The 22,921-nt window shown below is 69.9% G+C and carries 21 protein-coding genes and 2 pseudogenes; 7 read left to right on the top strand and 16 right to left on the bottom strand.

The features are described 5' to 3' along the window. Nucleotides 1-104 precede the first annotated feature (104 nt). Together AC1DWC_RS07860 and AC1DWC_RS07855 are read right to left on the bottom strand one after the other, a co-directional pair. A complete protein-coding gene (locus AC1DWC_RS07860; protein ID WP_477906930.1) occupies nucleotides 105-866 on the bottom strand; it encodes a decaprenylphospho-beta-D-erythro-pentofuranosid-2-ulose 2-reductase in 762 nt (253 codons plus the stop codon). Next, entirely contained in the window at nucleotides 863-2,311 is a 1,449-nt protein-coding gene (locus tag AC1DWC_RS07855; RefSeq protein WP_477906928.1) for an FAD-binding protein, read from the bottom strand. The genes AC1DWC_RS07860 and AC1DWC_RS07855 overlap by 4 nt, the downstream gene beginning before the upstream one ends. A gap of 98 nt (nucleotides 2,312-2,409) precedes the next feature. Here AC1DWC_RS07855 and AC1DWC_RS07850 point away from each other — a divergent pair, with 98 nt between their 5' ends. Then, a complete protein-coding gene (locus AC1DWC_RS07850; protein WP_477906926.1) occupies nucleotides 2,410-2,880 on the top strand; it encodes a GtrA family protein in 471 nt (156 codons plus the stop codon). Between the two features lie 6 nt (nucleotides 2,881-2,886). Here AC1DWC_RS07850 and AC1DWC_RS07845 read toward each other — a convergent pair. Beyond that, nucleotides 2,887-3,758 (bottom strand): annotated as a pseudogene (locus tag AC1DWC_RS07845) (S1C family serine protease). A gap of 305 nt (nucleotides 3,759-4,063) precedes the next feature. On the opposite strand from AC1DWC_RS07845, the gene AC1DWC_RS07840 reads away from it, so the two are divergent. Next, a complete protein-coding gene (locus AC1DWC_RS07840) occupies nucleotides 4,064-4,687 on the top strand; it encodes a pentapeptide repeat-containing protein (RefSeq protein WP_477906924.1) in 624 nt (207 codons plus the stop codon). A gap of 5 nt (nucleotides 4,688-4,692) precedes the next feature. Here the strand turns inward: AC1DWC_RS07840 and AC1DWC_RS07835 are convergent, their stop codons facing one another. The 4 genes from AC1DWC_RS07835 to rfbA are packed head-to-tail and all read right to left on the bottom strand — an operon-like array spanning nucleotide 4,693 to nucleotide 7,547. Next, nucleotides 4,693-5,523, bottom strand: coding sequence for a glycosyltransferase family 2 protein (locus tag AC1DWC_RS07835; protein ID WP_477906922.1), 831 nt, complete (start codon nucleotides 5,521-5,523; stop codon nucleotides 4,693-4,695). Continuing rightward, a complete protein-coding gene (locus AC1DWC_RS07830; RefSeq protein ID WP_477906920.1) occupies nucleotides 5,520-6,014 on the bottom strand; it encodes a GtrA family protein in 495 nt (164 codons plus the stop codon). Before AC1DWC_RS07830 ends, AC1DWC_RS07835 begins: the two co-directional genes overlap by 4 nt. A 48-nt stretch (nucleotides 6,015-6,062) precedes the next feature. Continuing rightward, nucleotides 6,063-6,668, bottom strand: coding sequence for a dTDP-4-dehydrorhamnose 3,5-epimerase family protein (locus AC1DWC_RS07825; RefSeq protein ID WP_477906918.1), 606 nt, complete (start codon nucleotides 6,666-6,668; stop codon nucleotides 6,063-6,065). A 3-nt stretch (nucleotides 6,669-6,671) separates the two neighbouring features. Further along, nucleotides 6,672-7,547, bottom strand: coding sequence for a glucose-1-phosphate thymidylyltransferase RfbA (rfbA, locus tag AC1DWC_RS07820; RefSeq protein WP_072844506.1), 876 nt, complete (start codon nucleotides 7,545-7,547; stop codon nucleotides 6,672-6,674). A gap of 62 nt (nucleotides 7,548-7,609) precedes the next feature. Between rfbA and rfbB the strand changes: the two genes are divergently transcribed. Next, nucleotides 7,610-8,635 carry a dTDP-glucose 4,6-dehydratase gene (gene rfbB, locus AC1DWC_RS07815; protein ID WP_477906916.1) on the top strand — a complete coding sequence of 342 codons (1,026 nt, stop codon included), beginning with the start codon at nucleotides 7,610-7,612 and terminating at the stop codon, nucleotides 8,633-8,635. A 19-nt stretch (nucleotides 8,636-8,654) separates the two neighbouring features. Here the strand turns inward: rfbB and AC1DWC_RS07810 are convergent, their stop codons facing one another. The 3 genes from AC1DWC_RS07810 to AC1DWC_RS07800 all read right to left on the bottom strand — a co-directional run bounded on the left by AC1DWC_RS07810 (nucleotide 8,655) and on the right by AC1DWC_RS07800 (nucleotide 12,967). Next, nucleotides 8,655-9,587: an NAD-dependent epimerase/dehydratase family protein gene (locus AC1DWC_RS07810; protein ID WP_477906914.1), complete on the bottom strand. Its 933-nt coding sequence runs from the start codon at nucleotides 9,585-9,587 to the stop codon at nucleotides 8,655-8,657. A 1-nt stretch (nucleotide 9,588) separates the two neighbouring features. Continuing rightward, nucleotides 9,589-10,596, bottom strand: coding sequence for a glycosyltransferase (locus AC1DWC_RS07805; RefSeq protein WP_477907148.1), 1,008 nt, complete (start codon nucleotides 10,594-10,596; stop codon nucleotides 9,589-9,591). A 145-nt stretch (nucleotides 10,597-10,741) separates the two neighbouring features. After that, complete coding sequence (locus AC1DWC_RS07800) at nucleotides 10,742-12,967, bottom strand: energy-coupling factor transporter transmembrane component T family protein (RefSeq protein WP_477906912.1); 2,226 nt, start codon at nucleotides 12,965-12,967, stop codon at nucleotides 10,742-10,744. Nucleotides 12,968-13,160: 193 nt separating this feature from the next. Here AC1DWC_RS07800 and AC1DWC_RS07795 point away from each other — a divergent pair, with 193 nt between their 5' ends. After that, nucleotides 13,161-14,999: a glycosyltransferase gene (locus AC1DWC_RS07795; RefSeq protein ID WP_477906910.1), complete on the top strand. Its 1,839-nt coding sequence runs from the start codon at nucleotides 13,161-13,163 to the stop codon at nucleotides 14,997-14,999. On the opposite strand, the gene AC1DWC_RS07790 is transcribed toward AC1DWC_RS07795, so the two are convergent. The 4 genes from AC1DWC_RS07790 to wzm all read right to left on the bottom strand — a co-directional run bounded on the left by AC1DWC_RS07790 (nucleotide 14,951) and on the right by wzm (nucleotide 18,605). Then, nucleotides 14,951-15,841, bottom strand: a complete 891-nt coding sequence (locus tag AC1DWC_RS07790; protein ID WP_477906908.1) for a TylF/MycF/NovP-related O-methyltransferase — start codon at nucleotides 15,839-15,841, stop codon at nucleotides 14,951-14,953. The genes AC1DWC_RS07795 and AC1DWC_RS07790 overlap by 49 nt on opposite strands. Before the next feature lie 114 nt (nucleotides 15,842-15,955). After that, the gene (glfT1, locus tag AC1DWC_RS07785) at nucleotides 15,956-16,855 is read right to left on the bottom strand and encodes a galactofuranosyltransferase GlfT1 (RefSeq protein ID WP_477906906.1); all 900 of its coding nucleotides are present in this window, start codon (nucleotides 16,853-16,855) and stop codon (nucleotides 15,956-15,958) included. Further along, nucleotides 16,852-17,679, bottom strand: a complete 828-nt coding sequence (gene wzt / locus AC1DWC_RS07780) for a galactan export ABC transporter ATP-binding subunit Wzt/RfbE (protein WP_477906904.1) — start codon at nucleotides 17,677-17,679, stop codon at nucleotides 16,852-16,854. The genes glfT1 and wzt overlap by 4 nt, the downstream gene beginning before the upstream one ends. A 59-nt stretch (nucleotides 17,680-17,738) precedes the next feature. Further along, the gene (gene wzm, locus AC1DWC_RS07775) at nucleotides 17,739-18,605 is read right to left on the bottom strand and encodes a galactan export ABC transporter permease subunit Wzm/RfbD (RefSeq protein ID WP_477906902.1); all 867 of its coding nucleotides are present in this window, start codon (nucleotides 18,603-18,605) and stop codon (nucleotides 17,739-17,741) included. Here wzm and AC1DWC_RS07770 point away from each other — a divergent pair. Next, nucleotides 18,569-19,378: pseudogene (locus tag AC1DWC_RS07770) on the top strand (polysaccharide pyruvyl transferase family protein); the annotation flags it as partial. The gene wzm and the pseudogene AC1DWC_RS07770 sit on opposite strands and share 37 nt — an antisense overlap. 344 nt (nucleotides 19,379-19,722) lie before the next feature. Then, entirely contained in the window at nucleotides 19,723-19,971 is a 249-nt protein-coding gene (locus AC1DWC_RS07765; protein WP_477906900.1) for a hypothetical protein, read from the top strand. Between the two features lie 4 nt (nucleotides 19,972-19,975). Here the strand turns inward: AC1DWC_RS07765 and AC1DWC_RS07760 are convergent, their stop codons facing one another. Next, nucleotides 19,976-20,560: a bacterial proteasome activator family protein gene (locus tag AC1DWC_RS07760; RefSeq protein ID WP_477906898.1), complete on the bottom strand. Its 585-nt coding sequence runs from the start codon at nucleotides 20,558-20,560 to the stop codon at nucleotides 19,976-19,978. 157 nt (nucleotides 20,561-20,717) lie between these two features. Here AC1DWC_RS07760 and AC1DWC_RS07755 point away from each other — a divergent pair, with 157 nt between their 5' ends. Further along, nucleotides 20,718-21,917 (top strand): cysteine desulfurase-like protein, encoded by a 1,200-nt coding sequence (locus tag AC1DWC_RS07755; RefSeq protein WP_072844514.1) that lies wholly within the window; start codon nucleotides 20,718-20,720, stop codon nucleotides 21,915-21,917. A gap of 6 nt (nucleotides 21,918-21,923) precedes the next feature. Here AC1DWC_RS07755 and AC1DWC_RS07750 read toward each other — a convergent pair whose 3' ends face one another. Then, entirely contained in the window at nucleotides 21,924-22,907 is a 984-nt protein-coding gene (locus tag AC1DWC_RS07750; protein WP_477906896.1) for an NAD(P)H-quinone oxidoreductase, read from the bottom strand. Nucleotides 22,908-22,921 lie beyond the last annotated feature (14 nt).

Raw genomic sequence — 22,921 nt, 5'->3', positions numbered from 1 at the left:
GCTGGCGGCGGTGGTCGTCACGATTCGAGAGTTTAGGCGCTGCGCGCCTGTGCGCTTTTCTGGTAGTTGGAGCAACCAGAAAGGCACACAGGCTGCGGAGCCGCCTAGATCGGCAGCTTGCGGAAGATCGCCCGCGGCACGTGGCGCAGCGCCATCATCACGAAGCGCCAGGGACCCGGGGTCCAGACGATTTCCTTGCCCTTGTCGGACGCGGCGACGGCGAGCGTGGCGACGATGTCCTTGTTCACCGTCAGCGGCGCTTCCTTGACGTGCGCGCTGAACTGGGTGCGCACCATGCCGGGCCGGACCACCGTCACCCGCGGGCCGAACTTGGCCAGGGCCTCGCCCAGGCCGAGGTAGAAGCCGTCGAGGCCGGCCTTGGTGGAGCCGTAGACGAAGTTGGCGCGCTTGACGCGCTCACCGGCGACCGAGGACATCGCGATGATGCGGCCGAAGCCCTGCGCCTTCATCTTCTCGCCGACCAGCACACCAACGGATACCGCGGCGGTGTAGTTGACGTTGGCCACCAGCACGGCCTTGCGCTGGTTCTGCCACAGTTCCTCGGCGTCCCCGTCCAGGCCGAACGCGACGATCGCGACGTCGACGTCGCTCTTCGCCCAGGCCTCGTCGATCACCTTCGGGTGCGACTCGGTGTCCAGCGCGTCGAAGTCGACGACGTCGACCTCGGTGGCGCCCTTGGCCTTCAGCTGCGCGACCGCGCCGTCACGGCCCGGGTCGCCGGGCAGCGCGGCCAGGATCACCCGCATCGGAGCCTTCTTCAGGTACTCCTCGCAGATGGCCAGGCCGATCTCGGAGGTGCCGCCGAGGAGCAGGAGCGTCTGGGGGTTACCCACGGCGTTGATCACAGTTCCAACCTTCTGGACATATCGGAGGCGAAAACGCCTGTGGGGTCGTACTTCCGGCGGGTCGCGATCCACTCGTCGATCCGCGGGTACATGGCGTGGAAGGTCTCGGCGGTCGCGCGCGAGTCCTTGGCGGTGTACAGCCGGCCGCCGAACTCGAGCACGCGCTTGTCGAGTTCGGTGACCAGCTCGTTCAGGCCTGCCTTGATCGGGAAGTCCATGGCGACATTCCAGCCCGCCATCGGGAAGCTGAGCGGTGCATTGTTGCCCGGTCCGAACAGCTTGAACACGTTGAGTGCCGAGTGGTGGCCCGACGCCTGGATGTGCCGAATGATGCTCTTGAACTCTTCGAGGGCCTCGGTGGGCACCAGGAACTGGTACTGGAGGAAGCCCTTCGAGCCGTACGCGCGGTTCCACTCACCGAGGAGGTCGAGCGGGTGGTAGAACTGCGTCAGGTTCTGGACCTTGCCGGTGTAGTTACCGCCCATCCGGTAGTACAGCTCGCCGATGGCGCTGGCCGACAGCTTGTTCATCAGGCCGTTCGGGAACACGTCGGGGACGGTCATCAGCTGCGGGGCGTCGAACTTCAACGGGTTCTTCTGCAGCTTCTTCGGCAGCTCGTCGAACTTCGCGAGCGAGCCGCGGGTGATCGTTGCGCGACCCAGCTTCGGCGGCGCACTGACCACGTCGAACCAGGCGCTCGAGTACGTGTAGTTGTCCTCGGTGCCGTCCTGGTGCGCGGCGACCGTCTCTTCGAGACTCTCGGTCCGGATGCCGTCGTTGATGAAGTACGCCGTCTCGGTGGGCGTCATGCTGATCGTCGCGCGCAGGATGATGCCGGTCAGGCCGTTGCCGCCGATCGTCGCCCAGAACAGCGCGCCCTTGGGGTCGTTGCGACCGCCCTTCGGCGTCAGCTTGCGAACCTGCCCGTCTGCGGTCAGCAGGTCCAGCGACACCACGTGGTTGCCGAAGCTGCCCTCACTGTGGTGGTTCTTGCCGTGGATGTCGGAGCCGATGGCGCCGCCGATGGTGACCTGGCGGGTGCCCGGCAGCACCGGGACCCAGAGGCCGAACGGCAGCGCCGCCCGCATCAGCTGGTCGAGGCTCACGCCGGCGTCGACGTCCACCAGCGCGGTGTCGCGGTCGATGCGGTGAATGCGGTTGAGGGCATTCATGTCGATGACCAGGCCGCCCGCGTTCTGGGCCGGGTCGCCGTAGGAGCGGCCGAGGCCCCGGGCGATGACGCCGCGGCGCAGGTGGCTGGGCTTGCCGTCGTTGCGCTCGGCGACCTGGGCGACCGCGGACGCGATCACCTCGACGTCGGGGGTGGAGAGCACCTCGGCCGTCGTCGGCGCGGTGCGTCCCCAACCGGTGAGGGTGCGGGTCTGGGTGGGGAGAGGCTGCGGCTGTACTACGTCGGCCGGCGTCTCTTCAGCTGTCGTGGACATCGGTGTAGAGGCTACCTGGCGGTAGCGACGGCAGCCCGTGTCGATGCGCACATGTGGCCACCGCTACTCGGTGCGCGCGGGTCGCTTACCCTCGACCGGTGTCCGGTACCCCGCATGCCCCAGAGCCGCACCTGCCGCTCCCCGTCGAGTTGCCGCTGGTGGACGAGCCCGGCGGCACCGAGGTCGACCTCAAGACCCAGCTGGTCCGGTTTGTGCTCACCGGTGCGCTGTCCGCGGTCGTCGACTTCACGATCACGATCCTGCTGCAGAACGGCCTGGGGGTGCCGCGTGCGGCTGCGAAGTCGGTGGGCTTCGTCCTCGGGACGACGACGGCCTACCTGATCAATCGCCGGTGGACGTTCAACGCCCCGCCGAGCCGCGCGCGCTTCGCGGCCGTGGTGGCGTTGTACGCGGTGACGTTCGCGGTCCAGGTCGGTCTGTACACGGTGTTCGGGCAGATCTGGCCGGACACCCTGCTCTACAGCGCCCTCGCCTTCGTCATCGCCCAGGGCACCGCGACGGTGATCAACTTCGTGGTCCAGCGCGCGGTGATCTTCAAGATCCACTGACGCCGCTCAGGGCGGACCGGCTCCGAGCACCAGCGACGCGGTCCGGGCCGCGCCGGTGGCGTCCACCCAGCCGATCTCGACGCGGTCGCCGGGATGCCGGGCGGTCATCTCGTAGGTGAGGTCCGACGCGGACCGGATCGGGGTGCCGGACCACGAGGTGATCAGGTCGTCGGACTTGATCCCGGCCTGGTCGGCGGGGGAGCCGAACCCGACGGCCACCACCCGCGCGCCGTCCTGCAGGGTGGGGGAGTTGGTCACCGCGACGCCCAGGAACGGGGTCGGCCCGACGTGTACGGTCCCGCCGGTCCGGCCCTCCCGGACCTGTCCGGCGACGCCCATCGCGTCGTCGATGGGAATGGCGTACGAGGTGATGCCCGTGTGGTCGGCGGCGGGCGCGTCGGGACGGCTGTCCGGATTGCCCGCGGTGCTGACCCCGACCACCCGCCCGGCGGCGTCGACCAGCGGTCCGCCGGAGTCGCCGGGACGCACGTCGGCGTCGACCTCGATCATCCCGGTCAGCCGGTTACGGGACCCGTCGCCGGAGCTGCGGGCGGTCACACGACGTGGTGGTTGGTGAGCACCAGGCCGTCCTCGGACAGCACGATGCCGGTGCCCGCGGTGCTCTTCAGTCCGGTGCTGGAGGTGACGGTGACGATGGTCGGCACCACCCGGGCCGCGAGTTCCTCCGGGCTCAGCGGGGCGGGCGCCGGCGTCGAGATCTCGGGGGTCGCGACCACGGTGGGGCGCGGGGGCTCGGTGTCCAGCCGGGTGCCGACGAGGGCGAGCGCGACCGCGGCGAGGGCGGCCAGCAGCAGTCGGAGTCCACGTCGGTGTCGCGGCCGACGTCGCGCCGTCCTGTCCGTCTCCACATCCGCCATACACACCCGGCATCCTGCGGCGGGGCCGCCCGATAGATCACGCGCAGTGGTGAATCTGAACTTACGACTTTTCGGGGCCGCGGGACGGGTGATTGCCGGGGCCCGCCAACGCCAGGTCGGGACCGCCGGGTCACGGGAACCGGGCATGGGTTCCGTCACCTCAGGTCCGATTGCGGACACGGAACGGGGCACGCCGACTATCGGTGATTTGCGGGCGGCCTCGCCCGGACACCGGTACCGTAACGTCCGCAACACCCATTCACTGAGAGTTCGCTCGCACCTTACTTGTTGAGAAGGAGCACTCCATGAACGCTGTTCGCCGGGCCACGACGGTCAGAATTTTCGCGGGCGCCGCCACCTTCGCCGCACTGTCGACGGGTTACGCGGGCGCCGGACTGGCGAATGCCGACCCGGTGAGCGACCTGGTGAGCGCGCACGCCGCCGCAGTCGCGGCCGGGCCCTCCTGCGCGGAGGCCGGACTGGCCGATGTCGCGGTGCTGGTCCGGTCCGTGGCGCAGGACGTCGCCGAGGTTCTGCTGCCCTGTCGCGACGTGGCCGGCAGCCTGGGCTCGGGCAGTGCCGGATCCTCCGGGGGCGGTAGCAGTTTCGGGTCCAACAACGTCGGCCCGGACAACACCGGCTCCTACAACGCCGGCTCCAACAACACCGGCTCGCAGAACGTCGGGTGGGCGAACACCGGCTCGGCCAACGTCGGGTCGTCGAACACCGGTTCCGGCAACGTCGGGTCGGCGAACACCGGTTCCGGCAACGTCGGGTCGGCCAATACCGGTTCCGGCAACGTGGGCTCGGTCAACACGGGGTCGCTGAACACCGGGTTCGCGAACACCGGGTCGGCCACCGACGGCTCGATGACCACCGGCATCGGCTCGGTCGGCGTCGGATCCACCGGTATCGGCACGATGAGCTGACGGGCTCAGCTCATGCGGTGGCGCAGCACCATGTACACGGCGCGCCGCATGAACGAGGTGCCCAGTGCCTTGGCGTTGCCGACCCGCACATCCGTCGCGGACAGCAGTCCCGGTTCGGCCGCGCGCAACGACTCGTGGAATGCCGCCGCCTGGGACGCCTGCTGGCGTGCGAGCCGCACGCTCCACTGGCCGGCGTTGATGCGGAACGATGCCAGCGGGCGGGGTATCGCGACGACGTCGCCGTGCAGTGCGACGCCGATGTAGGTGGCCTCGTCGATCAGGTACGGGTTGGCGTCGTCCCACCAGTCGATCTTCTCGAGCACGGCGCGCCGCATCAGCACGGAGCCCGGCTCGCCGAAGATGTTCGCCCCGGCGGTCACGGCCCGCCGGGCGGCGACCCGTCCGCTCACCGGTCCGGACAGACCGGCCAGGCCGCGGGCGGCGAGCACCGTCTTGCCCGCCGCGTCGACCAGAGTGCGCTGCGAGGCGACCAGGACCGCGTCGGGATGCTCGTCGAACGCCGCCACCTGTTCGGCCAGGCAGGTCGGGAAGATCGTGTCGTCGCCGCACACCAGCTTGAGCAGGTCGCCGTTCGCGGCCTGGCTCACGCGGTCCCAGTTTGCCTTGGCGCCGCCGCCCGCGGGGGTGTGCAGGATTGTGACGCGGGGGTCGTCGGCATACGGGGCGAGGGCGGCGAGGGTGCCGTCGCTCGACGCGTGGTCGGCGATGATCAGCTCGAAGTCCTCGAAGGTCTGTCCGAGGATCGAGTCGATGGTTTCGGCGATGTAGTCGGCGTTGTTGTACGCCGGAACAACGACGGAGACCCGAGGCGTCATGCGGAACCTGACCTTTTCTTTCTACTGAAGGAGAAATCTCGATACCCGAAGAAGCTCGCGGTCGCGGTCACCGCGGTGATCGCGATCTGCGCCGGGATCGGGGGGAATCCGAACACCGACACCGCCAGCGTCATCAGGGCCATGTTGATCGCGAAGGCGCCGAAGTTGACCACGACGAACCGCCACAGGTCCCGCAGCAGGTGCCCGCGGACGCGGAACACCAGGTAGCGGTACATCGCGAACGCGCACAGCACGTTGCACAGGTATCCCGCGACGATTGCGAAGTGGTAGCCGAGCTGGTCGCCGAGGGCGAGCTGCCAGACGATGAACCAGGCCGTGCCGAGGGCCGTGTTGAACCCGCCGACCAGCAGGAAGGCCAGCCCCTGGTTGTTCACCAGCCGCATCAGCGGTCCCGCACCGCCCGACATGCCCGCGGGCGGGGTCGCTTCGGTGTTGCCCGAACTCGGGTCGTGGGGACCGCGGTCGGTCAACTGGTGGTCCTTCATCGCTGTGGTGCTGCCCGTTTGCTCCGGTGAACCCTACCCGAGGGGTTGGGCACCGGCTCCGAACCGTGGCAGCAGCCCGGCCTCGAGTGCGGCGGCGAGCGAGGGTGCCGCCGCGTCCTTGTCGGAGAGCCGGAACTCGAACTCGGTCCCGTCCCGGCCCACGGTGGGCCAGTCGATGCCGACCTCGGGATCGAGCGGGTCGATGCCGTGCTCGCGACCCGGCGCGTACCCGGTCGAGCACAGGTAGACGACGGTCGAGTCGTCCTCGAGCGAGAGGAAGGCGTGTCCGAGCCCCTCGCTGAGGAACACCGCGCGGCGGTCGACGTCGTCGAGCAGGACGGCGTCCCACACGCCGAACGTCGGCGACCCGGCCCGCAGGTCCACCGCGACGTCGAGGACCGCGCCGCGCACGCAGGTCACGTACTTGGCCTGGCCGGGCGGCACGTCTGCGAAGTGGACGCCGCGCAGCACGCCGGCCGCGGAGACGGAGCAGTTGGCCTGCTGCAGGTCGAGGGTGCGGCCGGTGGCCTCGGTGAACGTCGGGTCCCGGAACCACTCCAGGAACACGCCGCGGTCGTCACCGAACTGCTGCGGGGTGAACTCCCATGCGCCCGGCACTTTCAGTTCGCGAAACTGCATTACTCACCAATCCTTGCCGCGGTCGAGCAGACCGAGCAGATAGTTGCCGTATCCGGACTTGACCAGCGCCTCGGCCCGCACCCGCAGCTCGTCGTCGGTGATGAAGCCCCGCCGCCAGGCCACCTCCTCGGGCGCTCCGATCTTCAGCCCCTGCCGCTCCTCGATGGTGCGGACGTAGTTCGAGGCGTCGAGCAACGAGTCGAAGGTGCCGGTGTCGAGCCAGGCGGTACCGCGGGGCAACACCTCGACCTGCAGCCGACCGGCCTCGAGGTAAGCGCGGTTGACGTCGGTGATCTCGTACTCGCCGCGCGCCGAGGGCGACAGGTCGCGAGCGATCGACACCACGTCGTTGTCGTAGAAGTACAGCCCCGGAACCGCGTAGTTGGAGCGCGGCTGCTGGGGCTTCTCCTCCAGCGAGATCGCGCGACCCCCGCGGTCGAACTCGATCACGCCGTACGCGGTCGGGTCGGCGACCCAGTACGCGAACACCGCGCCGCCCTCGATCTCCTCGAACCGGGTCAACCGGGTACCCAGACCCGGGCCGTAGAAGATGTTGTCGCCGAGCACCAGCGCGGCGGAGTCCGAACCGATGTGCTCGGCGCCCAGCACGAAGGCCTGCGCGAGCCCGTTGGGCTCGGCCTGCACCTGGTAGGTGAGGCTGACGCCGAAGCGCGACCCGTCCCCGAGCAGTCGCTGGAACTGCTCGGCGTCCTCGGGGGTGGTGATCACCAGGATGTCCCGGATGCCGGCCAGCATCAGCGTCGACAGCGGGTAGTAGATCATCGGCTTGTCGAACACCGGCACCAACTGCTTGCTGACCCCGAGCGTGATCGGATGCAGCCGGGACCCGGTTCCACCGGCCAGAATGATTCCGCGCATAGCGGGCAGTGTTCCAGTGTTCGGTTCCCGGGCAAACTCCGGCCACCGGTATCGTGCGGACCGTGAAGCTACTCGTGACCGGCGGTGCTGGATTCATCGGCGCCAACTTCGTCCAGCAGACCGTCGACGAGCGCCCCCATGTGGAGGTGACCGTCCTCGACGCGCTGACCTACGCGGGCAACGTCGAATCGCTGGCCCCGGTCCGGGACAGGATCGACTTCGTCCAGGGCGACATCGCCGACGCCGACCTGGTCGACGGTCTGATCGCCGGCACGGACCTCGTCGTGCACTTCGCGGCGGAGTCGCACAACGACAACTCCCTCAACGACCCGTCGCCGTTCGTTCGGACCAACGTGATCGGTACCTTCACGCTGCTCGAGGCGATCCGCAAGCACGGCGTGCGCTACCACCACATCTCCACCGACGAGGTGTACGGCGACCTGGAACTCGACGACCCGGCCCGGTTCACCGAGTCCACCCCGTACAACCCGTCGAGCCCGTACTCCTCGACGAAGGCATCGAGCGACCTGTTGGTGCGCGCATGGGCCCGCTCGTTCGGGATCACCGCGACCATCTCGAACTGCTCGAACAACTACGGGCCGTACCAGCACGTGGAGAAGTTCATCCCGCGGCAGATCACCAACGTCCTCGACGGTGTCCGGCCCAAGCTCTACGGTCAGGGCCTCAACGTCCGTGACTGGATTCACGTCGAAGACCACAACCGTGCCGTGTGGACGATCATCGAGCGCGGCACGCCGGGGGAGACCTACCTGATCGGCGCGGACGGCGAGGTCGACAACCGGACCGTCGTGCGGACCATCCTGGAGCTGCTGGGCAAGGACCCGGACGACTTCGACGCGGTCACCGACCGGCCGGGCCACGACATGCGGTACGCCATCGACGCCACCCGTCTGCGCACCGAACTCGGCTGGGAGCCGCGGTACCGGGACTTCCGCTCCGGCCTGGCCGCGACCGTCGACTGGTACCGCGACAACGAGCAGTGGTGGCGTCCGCAGAAGGGCGCAACGGAGCAGGCCTACGCCGCGGCGGGCGAGTCGGTGCTGGGATCCGCCGACCCGGGTAGCTGAGCGCGACGGACCGAGCGGACTACCGGCCGAGCGAACGCCGGGTCGCCTCCAGGGTGGCCGCGATGCCGGCCGGCAGCGTGCGGTACGACCGGCGGTCGAGTTCCGGCCAGACCGTCGAGCGCAACCGCAGGTCCCCGGACTGGACGTTGGCGAGCGGCGACGACGCGAGCACGACGGTCGGCTTGCGGCGGAACACGGTGCGGCAGGCGCCGAGCAGGGCGCCGATGGTGGTGCTCTGGCCCGACGCGAAGATCTTGGTGACCCGCTCGCCCGGCCGGGACTGCGCGAGGTCGAGGGCGTCGACGACCATCTCGGCCGCGTCGGTGACGAACAGGTAGTCGCGCATCGTGTCCATCGGCACGTAGATCGAGATCGGTGCCGACACCAGGTAGCCGCGGCACAGGTGCGAGATGAGTCCCTGGGGTTTGGTCAGGTTCTGGCCGGGGCCGTACAGGTTCGCGAACCGCCCCACCACGACGGACGCCCCGGCGTCGGCCCCGAAGCGGTGCATCAGCCGCTCAGCCACCAGCTTCGCGCGGCCGTAGTCGCCGAGCGGCACCGGGTCGGTGTCCTCGGTGTGCGGCGCCCCGGACGAGCCGGCGTAGACCCCGCCCGCGGAGGACGCGTGCAGCACCACGCCGGGTGCCGCGCGGCCGCGGGTGATCCTGGCGATCTCGTCCAGCACGTCGGACACGACCGCATTCTCCGCGGCGAACTCGTCGGCGGTCGTGCCGTTCACGCCGACACCGGCGCACCAGACGAGCCGCCACGGCCCGCCGTCGGCCGAGTCGATCACCCGCTGCGCGTCCGCGAAGAGCGCCCGCCTGGCGAGGTCGCCGTCGTGCCACGGGACCCGGCTCGTCTCGACCCGTTCGCCCCGACGTTCGAGCTCGCGGATGACGGCGCGGCCCAGCAAGCCGCCGCCGCCCACGACCCAGGTCGGGGTGGCCATCTCAGTCGCCCGCAGGTTTGGATCGATGATCGTCGGGTGCCGGCTCGGCGCGGCCGAGCGGACCCGCCGCCGGATCGCCGACGATCAGGTACGGCGGCTTGCCCATCGCGGTCTTGACGTTGACACCGACGTACTCGGCGATGACTCCGAGGGAGAACAGGATGGCACCCATTCCGAACAGCAGGACCACCATCGTCGAGGCCCAGCCCCGGACCTCGCTGGCGACGTCGAAGAACATGTACGAGACCAGCACGTACAGCACCAGCGCCAGGCCGAGCGCGGCGAACAGCACGCCGATCAAGCTGACCAATCGCAGGCCCTTGGTCCCGCTGGAGAGCACCATTCGCCAGAAGTGCGAGAGCAGGCTGCGCAGGTGGTATCCGGAGCGTCTGCCCTGCTCGGCGCGCAGTGCCACCGGACTGGTCGTCACGTCTCCCGCGATCCAGCCGAGCGCGACGTCGAGGTAGGCCTCCGACCCCGCATACGCCGCCACTGAACGGCCGACCTCGCCGAGGACCAGCCGGAAGCTCTGGAAGCTGCGGGTGTTGTCACCGGAGAGAGCGTGCGCGATGAGCCACTTCGACCCGCGGGATGCGGCGTTGCGCAGCAGCCCGTGCGGCGCGGCGTTCGTCGGGCGTGCGTAGACGACGGTGGCCTGCTCGTCGAGTGCGGTGTCGAGGAGGCCGCCGATTGCGGCCGGGTCGTGCTGCCCGTCCTCGTCCATGGTGACGATCCACTCGCCCCCGCTCGACGCCATGCCGGCCAGGGTCGCGGGATGCTGGCCGAAGTTCCGGCTCAGCCAGATCGGCCTGACAAAGTCGTGCTCGGCCGCGAGCTGCCGGATGACCGCCGCCGAGTCGTCAGGGCCGTGATCGAAGACGAGCAGGACCTCCTCGACGACCATCGGCCGGCCTGCCGGGGTGAATCGGGTCGTCGTCCACGGCAGGATCTCGTCGATCAGGTCGCGCAGTGTCTGGGCGCCCTGGTACACCGGCACCACGACGGACATTCGGTGCGGCGCCACCGTGGGTCGGGCGTCATCGGAGGTCACGGGCTGCGAGTTTACGCGGGCGGCACTGAGCGACTGCACACGATCCTGCGCGCGCTGCGTGTTTCCGCGCTCATTTCGGCGGATGGTCTCGCGGCCGTCCGCGTCACGCCGCGACGGCGGCGGGATCCCGAGCGGCCCGGCCCGCGCGGCGCGAACGCAGGAAGTGCACCTCGAGGACGGCGAGGCCGAGAAGACCGAGGCCGATGCCGGCGAGACCGATCGATCTTCCGGGCGGTGTCCAGGTCAGGTTCAGCGTCCCGTCGACGGTACCGGCGGGGACGTCGACCGCGACGAAGATACCGTCCACGGCGTACGTACCGATTGGTTCACCGTTCAGCGTGGCCGAGTACCCGGGCCAGTCCAACCGCGCGAAGACCACCCGGCCGCCGTCGGGCGAACTGATGCTCACCGAGCTGGTCGCATCGGCCTCGGCGACGCTCCGCGCGGTCACGCCCTCCGCGTGCGCGACCCGTCCGTTCCGGTGGGAGATGGGCCCGTCGATGCGCTCGAGCACGTATGCGAAGTCCGCCACATGTGGGTTCTCGGGGTACTGCGTCCACCTCCAGCCGGGCGGCGCCGGGTTGGCGTCCGCATCCGGGTACTGGGCCCTCTGCAGGACCACGCGGTCGATCAACATGAGGTCGACATAGGTCCGGCCGGTCGTCGGCTCGGTGGCGAAGGCGTCAAACACACTGTCGTAGCAGGTCGAGCCGTCGTACTCCATGCACAACCGGTCCCCGAACTCCTCGAACCCGATGGAGGTGTAGGCGTTGACATAGCTGAGGTCGAGCAACTTGGCGTAATTTCCCCAGGTCAGGGTGCTCCAGGTGGCGTCCAGCGTCAGGTTCTCGCGGGGCTCCAGGTCGCGGGTGCCCAACTGGAGGTTGTTGCCCGCCCAGTCGGGGAAGGCGGCCTTGGCCTCGGACTGCTTGGCCGGCAACAGCCACTGCGACTCGTACGGGTACTCACTGACCTGGAAGTGCACCACAGGCAGGGTGGACGCCATCAGCAGCCCGGCCACCGCGGCGATCCCGAAGCGGGACGCCACAAACAGGACGGCGGCCCCGGCCGCCAGGATCACCAGACCCCACAGCAGGTGCGTACCGAACTGCAGCGGAGAGGACGACCCTGCGCGAAGCACCATGACGGCGACCAGTACGGCGCCCACGACGCACCGTGTCCTCAACGAACGCAGCGTGCCGTGCCTGCTGAGCAGCACACAGACCACGATCAGTGCGGCGAACGCGACGAACGGCAGCACCCGGCCCGGCCAGCGCAGGGGTCCCAAGCTGCTCGGCCCGGCGGCCGCGATCAGCATGACGCCCAGGAAGATCAGCGTCCCCGACAAACTGCGGAGCGTTTTGCCGACGGCCTGCCAGTCGACGAACGCCAGCGCCGGAATCAGGAACCACGCGATGTAGGTGACCGGCCACGGTTGCACCTCGCCCTGCCACGCCTGAATCGCCGGCAGCGCCGACGGCATGCTCGCAGTGAATGTCTCCGACCACGGCGCGGTGAGGAAGTTGTCGTTGTAGACGTTGCCCTCATCGGTGCGCCAGGTGACATCGCCCGAGAGGGCGCCGGGCAGAAAGGTGATCGCCCCCGCCGCGCCCGCGCAGGCACCCACGACGAGGAGTCGCAGCGACGGCTGCCACTTGCCCTGGTACAGGTATTCGCCGATGGCGAGGCAGGCGACCAGGATGCCCGCGCACAGCGCGGGGTGGAGGTAGCCGACGCTGAGCGCGAGGTAGAGGAACACGAACGTCGGGAGCGGACCGGAGCGCCCGCGCGAGTATCGGACGGCGCTGGCCCACGCCTGCAACACCCAGGCGGTACTCGTCAGGGCCGTCACCCAGGACGCCTGATCGTAGAACAGCGAGAATCCGGTGAAGGGAACAGCGACGCCCGCCACCGCCGCCCACGCTGGTCGCGCCCCGTATTCGAGGCAGACCCGGTAGACGCCGAGGGCCATGATCGCCGCGAAGGCGAACTTGGTGGCTGTCGCGAACAGCACCATGTTGTCCACCGAGGGCGCCATCATGTTGATCGCGATCTGGACGGGATTCCACAGCCCGCCCTGCCCCTCCACCGGATAGTTGCCGGCCATCCACTGCTCGGGCGTCAGCGAAGGCATCGTGCCGGTGCGGAGGATGCGGCCGAGATAGATCCAGTTCGGGATCGCGCCGGACTCGGTATCGTCCATGTAGAAGAAGCGGTCGTTGACTGACAGCACCGTGACGTAACCCGCCGCCACCATCAGAACGGTGATCGAGCCCCACAGCCACCGTCGCCTCCGCGTCGAATCCGGCGCGGCGGGGACGGTGTTCACATGTGCTCCAAGACAACGTGGGGTGGGGCCACATGCCCCCTGGCCAAGGTGAGGCTAGTCGACCGAGCGATGGGGTGAAGACTCGCGAATCGGTCACCGGCATCGGTGGTTGGTAGCCTTGGCCCCGATTGTGCCCTGCGCACCAGAAGGTTCTGAGAGGTAGTTCGACGGTATGGATGAGGCTGAAGCAGTTGTGACGAGCACGTCGACGTCTACGACCACGACTACTGATCGACCGACCCCGGCGCCCACACGCGACCCGGGTCTGCTCACCGTGCAGCGCGCCCTGTTCGTGGGGCCGTCGAGCCTGGTCAGCGACGACATGTACGCCGATGTCACGGGGTCCGTTGTGCGCGAGCGCACCCGCGCACACCTCGGACGCAAGAGCAGTGTCGACACCAACACCTACTTCGGCCGCTTCCCGGCCAGCTACTGGCAGCGCTGGACCACCGCTACGGAGGTCCGGTTCGTCGCCGACGTGGCGGGGGCGGGCACGGTCGAACTGATCGCCACGGACTTCAACGGCCGCAAGCGGACGGTTGCCACGGAGGCGGTGGACACGAACAGCGCGTCGCGGCGCATCTCGTTGACTGCCAAGGTCGACCGATTCCTCGACGGGGGCGCACTCTTCGCGCGCATCAGCACCCAGAGCGACGAGCTGACCGTTGAGAACGCCGAGTGGAGTGTTCCGTTCGAGGGCCCCCTCCGGCCCGCGGCCGTGGTGATCTGCACCTTCAACCGGGCCGACGACTGCGCGGCAACGTTGGCCGCAATGGCCGACGATCCGGTCGCGCTCCGCGACGTCGAGGCCGTGTACGTGGTGGACCAGGGCACGGACCAGGTGCAGAGCCGTCCCGAGTTCACCCGCGTCTCCGAGCTGCTCGGTGACAAGTTGGTCTACATCACCCAGCCGAACCTGGGCGGGGCCGGCGGCTTCACCAGGGGCCTGTTCGAGGTTCAGGGGGTGGACCGGTCCGAGCCGGCCAACGTCATCTTCATGGACGACGACGTGCTGTGCGAGCCGGAGGCGGTGGTCCGGCTCAACACGTTTGCGAACCTGACGGTCGAGCCCGCGATCATCGGGGCGCAGATGCTCTACCTGCTCCACCCCGACCGGGTTCACGTCGGGGCCGAGGTGGCCGACCTGCAGAAGCTGCAGGCAGGGATCCAGGTCAAGGATGCGTTCCTCGACCGGAACGTGCTCAAGAAGCGGCAGGAAACCCGCGTCGATGCCGGCTACAACGGCTGGTGGTCGTGCCTGATCCCGTCGGAGATCGTTTCCCAGGTCGGTTACCCGCTGCCGCTCTTCTTCCAGTGGGACGACATCGAGTTCGGCTACCGCTCGCGCGCGAACGGATTCGCGACCGTGACTTTGCCGGGCGCCGCGGTGTGGCATGCGGACTTCGCATGGAAGGACTGGGACGAGTGGCATCGCTACTTCAACATCCGCAACGCGATGATCACCGCGGTCATGCACATCGATCTCGACGGCAAGAAGCTGGCGAAGCAGCTGCGGACTGATCTGTACCGCTACCTCGTCTCGATGCAGTACGGCATGGCGTTCACCCTGATCAAGGCAGTCGAGGACTTCCTGAAGGGTCCCGGTCACCTCGAGGACGGTGGCATGGAGGCGGCGGGTGCGATTCGGCGTGAGCGCGCCGAGTACGGCGAGACGGCCCGGCACAGTGGCAACGACGTCCCGGACCTGCGGCCCGCGGACATGGTCATCACCCCGGCGGGACCCTTCCCGAGTAAGAGCCTGGAATGGGCGGTGCTCGCCAAGCGTGCGCTGTCCCAGTGGCGGGGCACGTTGCCCGCGCATCCCGTCGCGATCTCCGCTGCCGACGCACATTGGTGGCACGTGTCGCTGTTCTCGCATGCGGTCGTCACCGACAGCTCGCAGGAGGGTGTTCGAGTCCGCAAGCGGGACAAGAAGCGTGCGCTCGCACTGCTGGTGCGCGGCCGCGCCGCGCTGAAGGCCGCTCACCGCCCGGTGAGCCGCACCGCCACCTGCTCGTGGTCGGCGGTGTAGCCGAGGTACTCGTAGCCGACGCCGGTGCGTGCGACGAACTCCGTCCACGCCCGGTACTCGTGCGACCGCCAGCCCGGGTAGTTGAAGAACTCGTCGAAGACGAGCACAGTTCCGTCCCGGAACCGCTCCCCGAGCAGCTCGAGGACGGTCGCCGTCGACGAGTACAGGTCCGCGTCCAGGTGCGCGAAGGCCACCGGACCCGGGTGCGCGTCGAGGAACTCCGGCAGGGTGTCCGCGAACAGTCCGGGCACCAGTTGCGCCCCCGGCACGCGGGGCAGGGACTCCTGGGCGAACTCGCCGGCCGGGAACCCGGTCCGCCAGGTCTCGGGCAGCCCGCTGAACACGTCGAACCCGGCGACCGGCGTCACGCCGGGCCGGGCGCCGAGTTCCTCGACCACGATCCGCAGCGTGGTGCCGCCCGCCACCCCGAACTCGAGCGCCATCCCCGGCCCGGACACCTGCGACAGCGCGAACCTCAGGGTCTCGTGGGGGGCGGCGAACGGGGGCGCCTGCGGCATCTTCTCGACGACGAACGCGGCGCTCTCGGCGGCGGCCCGCAGGTCCTGGGCGTAGCCGAGGTCGCGGCGGGCGCGCCGCTCGTGGCCGGCGAGCTGGTCACGTACGGCGGCGACCTGGTCGCGCACGGCGGCGACTTGGTCGCGTACGGCGGCGAGTTCGCCGAGCACCCGGCTCAGTTCGCCATTGGTGGCGGTCAGCTCGGCCAGCACCTGGTCGTGCTGGTCCTCCAGTTTGATCCGGTGATGCCGCTCGGACTCGTGGACCACCTCCGCGACCGCGCGTTGCAGCTTCAGCCGGGCATTGCGGCGCATGCGATGCAGCATGCGTCCCATGCTGCCAGCCTGCGGCGGTGTCGGCAGGTGGACGGCGGGAACCGATCCGGGCGCCGCCGGGGCAGATCCAGCGGTTCAGTGCGTAACCTGTTGCGGCCCAGGGGATTACGGTCGGGTAAACCGCTCCTGGCGGCCGAGCTTGCGCAGTCGCATCCACTCCCGGAAGCCGGCCGGGTCACGCTGGGAGACCAGGAAGTACCAGCCGAACCGGGCGTACTCCTGCGGCAACAGCTTTCGCATGCCGGGCTGGGCCATCAGGTAGCCGCGGTTGCGGTACGTGAAGAAGCGCTTGGTCTCGTTGTCGGGGTACTGCGTGTGCATCCGGCCGCCCAGGATCGGCTTGAACTCGTCGGCGCCGTTGGGGTGCACGTACGCGGTCTGCAGGCAGGTGCCGAACGGCAGCCCCGAGCGGACCAGCCTACGGTGCAGCTCCACCTCGTCGCCGCGGACGAACAGTCGCAGGTCCGGCACGCCGACCGCGTCGATGGCGGCGGCGGAGAACAGCGCGCCGTTGAACAGCGACGCGATGCCCGGCAGCAGGTCCTCCTCGCCCAGTTCGGAGCGCAGCCGTCGCCATTCGAGGCCCCGGCGCAGCGGGAAGGCCAAGCGGTCCGGCTCGTCGATGTCGCACACCACGGGCGAGACCTCGGCCAGCCCGTGCCGGGTGGCGCAGTCCAGCAGGGTCGCGAGCACGTCGGGGCCGTCGGGACGGCCGTCGTCGTCGGCGAGCCACACCCAGTCCGCGCCGAGGGAGAGCGCGTACAGCATGCCGAGCGCGAAGCCGCCCGCGCCGCCGAGGTTGTGCTTGGAGCCGAGGTAGGTGCAGGGGATCCCGGCACCCTCGACAAGCTCGCGGACGTCGGCCTCGTCGGCGTTGTCCACCACCACCAGGTGGTCCAGTGGGCGCGTCTGCCCGGCGAGCACCGTCAGGGACTCGGCGAGCAGTTCACGACGCTTGTGGGTGACGACCACCCCGGCGATGCGCGGTTCGGCGGCGGCGTTCACTCGTCCCCACCGCGGGCGACGCCGGCCTTCTCCGCCGCGATCTCGCGGATGGTGCGGGCCACGTGCGAGGCCGCCTCCGGGCCCTCGTAGGCGCGCACCACGTCCTCGATCTCGCCGTGCATGCGCACCTGGCCGTGGTCGATCCACATCGCGCTGTCGCAGAGCTGCGCGAGGAACTCGTTGGAGTGGCTGGCGAAGACCAGGATGCCGGAGCGCTCCACCAGCTTCTGCAGCCGGATGCGGGCCTTCTTCATGAACTCCGCGTCGACGGCGCCGATGCCCTCGTCGAGCAGCAGGATCTCCGGGTCGATGCTGGTGACGACGCCCATCGCGACGCGCACCCGCATGCCCGTGGAGTAGGTGCGCAGCGGCATCGACAGGTACTCGCCGAGCTCGGTGAACTCCGCGATCTCGTCCATCTTCGCGAGCATCTGCTTGCGGGTCTGGCCGAGGAACAGGCCGCGGATGATGATGTTCTCGTACCCGGAGATCTCCGGGTCCATGCCGACACCGAGGTCGAAGACGGGGGCGACGCGGCCCCGGATCCGGGCGCTGCCCCGGGTCGGCTCGTAGATGCCCGAGAGCAGTCGCAGCAGCGTGGACTTGCCCGCGCCGTTGTGACCGACCAGCCCGACGCGGTCACCCTCCTTGAGCGAGAGGGTGATGTCCTTGAGCGCCTCGACGACCACCACGTCGGAGTCGTTGCGGCCGATGGAGCCGCCGGCCTTGCCGAGGAACGCCTTCTTCAGCGACCGGGACTTGGCGTCGAAAATGGGGAAGTCGACGCACGCTCCGTGCGTCTCGATGCTCACATGCTCAGTCATTTCCCCGCCGCCCATTTCCCGCCGTCGCTTCGCTCGCCAGTGTCATCATGGTCAGACCCCTAAACCCAGTAGGGCACGCGGGCCCGGTACTTGCGCAACGCGAACAGCGCGAAGGCCCAGCCGGCGACGGTGATGGCCAGCACGATGTACCAGTGGTACGCCTCTTGCGGCTTGCCGAGCATGGGGGCGCGGATGATCTCGAGATAGTGGTAGAGCGGGTTCAGCTCGGCCAGCTTGACGCGCTCGGCGGCCTCGCCGCCCTGGTTCTTCAGGGACTCGGTGGTCCACATGATCGGCGTCAGCACGAACAGCAGCAGCGTCAGGCTGTTGAGGATCGGCAGGATGTCGCGGTAGCGGGTGGCGAAGATGCCGAACACGATGGAGACCCACAGGGAGTTGAGCACGATCAGCCCGAGCGCCGGGATCGCGGCCAGGTCCGGCCAGGTCAGGTTCCGCCAGACCCCGAACGCGACCAGCATGATCACGTAGATCAGCAGGTTGTGCGCGAAGAAGAGCAGTTGGCGCCACACCAGCCGGTACACGTGCACGCTCAGCGCCGACGGCAACTGCTTGATCAGGCCCTCGTTGGCGACGAAGACGTCGGCGCCCTCCAGGATCGACGCGCTGATCAGGCCCCACACGATCAGGCCGACCGTCACGTACGGCAGGAACTCGTCGAGCGGGATGTCGAGCAGCGCCGAGTACAGCAGGCCCATCGCGGCCGCCTGGACGCCGGTCGCGATGGTGATCCAGAACGGGCCGATCACCGACCGGCGGTACCGCTGCTTGATGTCCTGCCAGCCCAGGTGCAGCCAGAGTTCGCGCTGCGCGAAGCCGTCACGCATGTCCTTGAACGCGCGACGGAAGGTCTGCGAGTCCGAGGCCGGCGATGATTCGCTCGCGATGTCTACGGTCGGCTGATGCACAAGCGACCACAGTACTAGCGTCCGCCGACCGCCCTGGTCACCGAACCCACCGAACCCGTCGGGCCGCCCGCGATGCCCGGTTTCGTACCCTGCGGGGTATGCCCACCTTCCCGCGCCTGCGTCGTCTCATCTCGGACCCCGCAAGCCTGCTCCCGGACGCCGGTCAGGACGGGGCGGCGTCCGCCGGTCGGCCCCCGCCGGACCGCGAGCTGATCTACCTGATCGCCCCGAGCGGCGCCCCCAACTACGGGGACGAGTTCATCGCGCGGGCCTGGCTCGCGCACCTCGCGCGGGTCCGCCCCGACGCCGACGTCGTGCTGGACTGTCACACGCCGGGCCAGGCCGCGGTGCTGCTGCGGGGGCTGCACCCCCGGCTGACCGTCGTGGACACCGTGTGGCGGATGTGCGCGCACACCGCGCACCTGCCGGCGTGGGAGGCGGCTGCGTTCGTGCGCCGGGCGGTGGGCAACCCCGGGATGGTGTGCCCGGTCGCGGTGGGCATCGAACTGCTGCAGACCGCGACCACGGTGCACCTGCTCGGCGGCGGCTACGTCAACGCGGTGTGGCCGCAGCACCTGTCGCTGCTGGCGATCGCGGCGGAGGCGGCCGCGCGCACCGGCGGCGTGGCGTACGCGTCCGGGCTGGGCCTGACGCCCGTCGGCAACACGGCCCGGGCGGCCCTGCTGCGGTCCCTGGCCGCCGAGTTCACGGTGTTCGATGTCCGGGACACCTCGTCGCTCGCGCTGCTCGACGCGTCGCGCCCGGGTGTGGGGGTCAGCGGCGACGACGCCTGGCTGCACCTGACGGAGCTGCCGTCGGCGGTGTACGACACCGGTCCGGCCGCCGAGCGCGAGTTCGTGCTGTGCATCCAGTCGGACCTGATGGACGGCGTCGCGGGGCGCGAGGAGGGCGCGGACGGCGCCGACGAGCTGGCGTCGCGGGCCGCCGCACTGCTGACCGAGTGGGGTGTGCGCGGCGAGCAGGCGACGGTGATCGAGGGCATCCCGGGCGTCGACCGTGCGGTGTTCGACCGGATCGAGCACCTCCTGCCCGGCGCCCACTTCGTGCCGTTCACCCAGATGTGGCGCGACGGCCTGCCGGCGCGCAGCGGGCAGGCGTGGATCTCCACGCGGTTCCACCCACACTGCTCGCGGCCGCCGCCGGCGCCTCCGGGGTCGTCCTGTCCGCCGAGTCCGACTACTACGACGTCAAGCACGGTTCGCTCGCCGACCTCGGCTCCCGGTGGGGCGTGTACGACGGTTCTGCGGCTGTGCCCGCACGGCCGTCGGCGGGAGGGTACGACGAGGAAGTGGTCGAGCGGCAGACCGTGGCGAAGGCCGCGCTGGCCCGGATGCTGTACCCCTGAGGGCCTACAGGTACTGGCCGGTGCCCGCGTTCGACTGACCGTGCCCGTGGACGGGACCGCCCAGCCCGGGCGGCAGGGCGCCCTGGCCCCGCATCTGCTCGAGCTGCGCCCGCGCCGCCATCTGCTGGGCGAACAGCGCGGTCTGGATGCCGTGGAACAGTCCCTCGAGCCAGCCGACCAGCTGCGCCTGCGCGATCCGCAGCTCGGCGTCGGTGGGCACGGAGTCGTCGCTGAACGGCAGGGTCAGCCGTTCGAGCTCCTCCCGCAGTTCCGGTGCCAGCCCCTGTTCGAGTTCCCGGATCGAGGACCTGTGGATCTCTCGGAGCCGAGCGCGGCTGGCGTCGTCGAGCGGGGCCGCCCGGACCTCCTCGAGCAGCTGCTTGATCATGGTCCCGATGCGCATCACCTTCGCCGGCTGCTCGACCATGTCCGCCAGGGTCTCCTCCGACTCGCCGTTGGCCGCGGCCGGTTTGCCGTTGGCGGCGGGGTCCTTCGCCGCGGCGTCCTGTGCGGCGTCGGCGGTGGGCGCGCCGGCGGGTTGACCGTCGGGTCCGATCACGACGACGTGTTCATTCTCCGGGGAAGTCATGGGCTCCATCTTGTCGGGTTTGCCCGCGTTCCGCTAAGCCCGTGCCCGGGGCCGGGACCGGAAACGGCGTCGTGCCAGCGCGGAAGTTGTTGTGAGTTCTCACATAGCACCGGTCCCACTGGCACCCGGACGCCGCCCAAGTTCTAGGCTGTCGGGCATGGCTTACGACGTCGCCCGGGTACGGGGCCTCATCCCGTCGCTCGGTGACGGTTGGATCCATCTCGATCCCCAGGCGGGAATGCAACATCCGGACCTGGTCGCGACGGCGGTGTCCACCGCCTTCCGCAGTGCCGGGTCCTCGCACACCGGCAGTCACGTCTCCGCGCGGCGCAGCGCCGCCATCCTGGAGTCAGCGCGGGAGGCGGTCGCCGACCTGGTCGGCGGCGATCCCGCCGGCGTCGTCCTCGGCCCCGAGCGGTCCACGTTGTTGGCCTGGCTGGCGGAGGCGCTGAGCTCGCGACTGGGCCTGGGCACCGGGGTGGTGCTCTCCCGCCTCGACGAGGAGGCGAACGTCGCCCCGTGGCTGCGGGTGGCGAACCGGTACGGCGCGCAGGTGCGCTGGGCCGAGGTCGAGATCGACACCTGCGAGCTGCCCAGCTGGCAGTTCGCGGAACTGATCGGGCCGACCACCCGGCTCGTCGCGTTGACGGCGGCCTCGCCGATCGTCGGGTCGGCACCAGACGTGCGGGTCGCCGCGGACCGGGCCCACGAGATGGGCGGGCTGCTGGTGGTCGACGCCATCGCCGCCGCGCCGTACGCGCACGTCGACATCCACGAACTCGGGGCGGACGTCCTCGCGGTGAACGCGCCGAGCTGGGGCGGTCCGCAGGTCGGCGCCCTGGTCTTCCGGGACCCGAGCCTGATCGACCGGATCCCAGCGGTGTCGTTGAACCCGAAGGCCCGCGGCCCCGAGCGGCTCGAGATCGGCGGGCACCAGTACGCGATGCTGGCCGGGTTGACCGCCTCGATCGACTACCTCGCCGGGCTCGACGAGACCGCGAGCGGGTCGCGCCGCGAGCGCCTCGAGACGTCGATCAGCTCGCTGCAGGACTACCACGACCGGATCTTCGAGCACCTGATGGCGTCGCTGCGCCGGCTGCCGCAGGTGACGCTGATCGGCACCTCGAACAGTCGGGTCCCGACGCTGAGCTTCACGGTCGCGGGTGTCCCGGCGGAGAAGGTCTCCGAGCACTTCACGGCCAACCGGATCGGCACCGTGGTCGGCGGACGCGGCAGCCGGCTGCTGGACTCCCTCGGGGTGAACGAGGAGGGCGGGGCCGTCACCGTCGGCCTGGCGCCGTACACCACCCGGTACGAGATCGACCAGCTGGCGCGCGCCGTCTCCGCCCTCGGCTGAGGCCAGTCACCGCACCGCCAGCACCACCTTGCCGACCGTGTCGGGGGAGTCGAGCAGCAGCTGCCCGGCCGCGGCGTCGGTGATGGGCAGCTCCGTGTGCACCACCGGCCGCACCCGGCCGTCCGCGATCATCGGCCACAGCTGCTCGGTGACCGCCGAGACGATCTCCGCCTTGCCGGACGGGCCGGTCGCCGGCCGGCCCCGCAGGCCGGTCGCGAACACCCGGCCGCGCTTGGCCACCAGCGTGCCCAGGTCCAGTTCGCCGACCCGCCCGCCCTGCATGCCGATCACGCACAGCTGCCCGTCCATCGCGAGGGCGTCGATGTTGCGGCCCAGGTAGGCGGCGCCCATGTTGTCGAGGATCAGGTCCGCGCCGCGGCCGGTGGCGGCCACCGCCGTGACGAAGTCCTCGTCCTTGTAGTTGACGGTGACGGCGGCGCCGAGCTCGCGGCAGGCGGCGAGCTTGCCCGCCGAGCCGGCGGTGGTGACGACGGTGGCGCCGAGCGCGACGGCCACCTGGATCGCGTGGGTGCCGATGCCGCCCCCGCCGCCGTGGATCAGCACCAACTGGCCGGCGCGCATGCCCCCGATCATCACGAGGTTCGACCACACCGTGCACGCCACCTCCGGCAGCGCGGCGGCGGCGTGGAGATCCACGCCGTCGGGCACGGGGAGCAGCTGGGTGGCCGGGGCGGTCACCAGCTCCGCGTAGCCGCCGCCCGCGAGCAGCGCGCAGACCCGGTCGCCCACGGACCAGCCTTCCGCGCCCTCGCCGAGCGCGGCGACGGTGCCGGAGCACTCCAGTCCGAGGATGTCGCTGGCGCCGGGCGGCGGCGGGTAGTAGCCGCGACGCTGCACGATGTCGGCGCGGTTGACGGCGGTCGCCGCGACCTCGATGAGCACCTCGCCCGGACCGGGGCTGGGGTCGGGAACCTCCGTCCAGGCAAGCACTTCGGGTCCGCCGGGGGTGGAGTAGGTGATTGCACGCATGTGTCGACGCTAGC

The sequence above is a fragment of the Rhodococcus sp. P4_C10 genome, assembly GCF_056402135.1.
This window is presented reverse-complemented; position numbering and strand designations above follow the sequence as displayed.

What these genes read in the sequence shown, in the direction of transcription:
- rfbA (WP_072844506.1), bottom strand. Translation starts at nt 7,547, where the DNA reads ATGCGCGGAATCATTCTGGCCGGTGGAACCGGGTCCCGGCTGCATCCG.
- wzt (WP_477906904.1), bottom strand. Translation starts at nt 17,679, where the DNA reads ATGACTGAGCATGTGAGCATCGAGACGCACGGAGCGTGCGTCGACTTC.
- AC1DWC_RS07760 (WP_477906898.1), bottom strand. Translation starts at nt 20,560, where the DNA reads ATGACTTCCCCGGAGAATGAACACGTCGTCGTGATCGGACCCGACGGT.
- AC1DWC_RS07750 (WP_477906896.1), bottom strand. Translation starts at nt 22,907, where the DNA reads ATGCGTGCAATCACCTACTCCACCCCCGGCGGACCCGAAGTGCTTGCC.
- AC1DWC_RS07755 (WP_072844514.1), top strand. Translation starts at nt 20,718, where the DNA reads ATGGCTTACGACGTCGCCCGGGTACGGGGCCTCATCCCGTCGCTCGGT.
- AC1DWC_RS07855 (WP_477906928.1), bottom strand. Translation starts at nt 2,311, where the DNA reads ATGTCCACGACAGCTGAAGAGACGCCGGCCGACGTAGTACAGCCGCAG.
- AC1DWC_RS07810 (WP_477906914.1), bottom strand. Translation starts at nt 9,587, where the DNA reads ATGGCCACCCCGACCTGGGTCGTGGGCGGCGGCGGCTTGCTGGGCCGC.
- AC1DWC_RS07835 (WP_477906922.1), bottom strand. Translation starts at nt 5,523, where the DNA reads ATGACGCCTCGGGTCTCCGTCGTTGTTCCGGCGTACAACAACGCCGAC.
- AC1DWC_RS07805 (WP_477907148.1), bottom strand. Translation starts at nt 10,596, where the DNA reads ATGTCCGTCGTGGTGCCGGTGTACCAGGGCGCCCAGACACTGCGCGAC.
- AC1DWC_RS07825 (WP_477906918.1), bottom strand. Translation starts at nt 6,668, where the DNA reads ATGCAGTTTCGCGAACTGAAAGTGCCGGGCGCATGGGAGTTCACCCCG.
- AC1DWC_RS07790 (WP_477906908.1), bottom strand. Translation starts at nt 15,841, where the DNA reads ATGCTGCATCGCATGCGCCGCAATGCCCGGCTGAAGCTGCAACGCGCG.
- AC1DWC_RS07840 (WP_477906924.1), top strand. Translation starts at nt 4,064, where the DNA reads ATGAACGCTGTTCGCCGGGCCACGACGGTCAGAATTTTCGCGGGCGCC.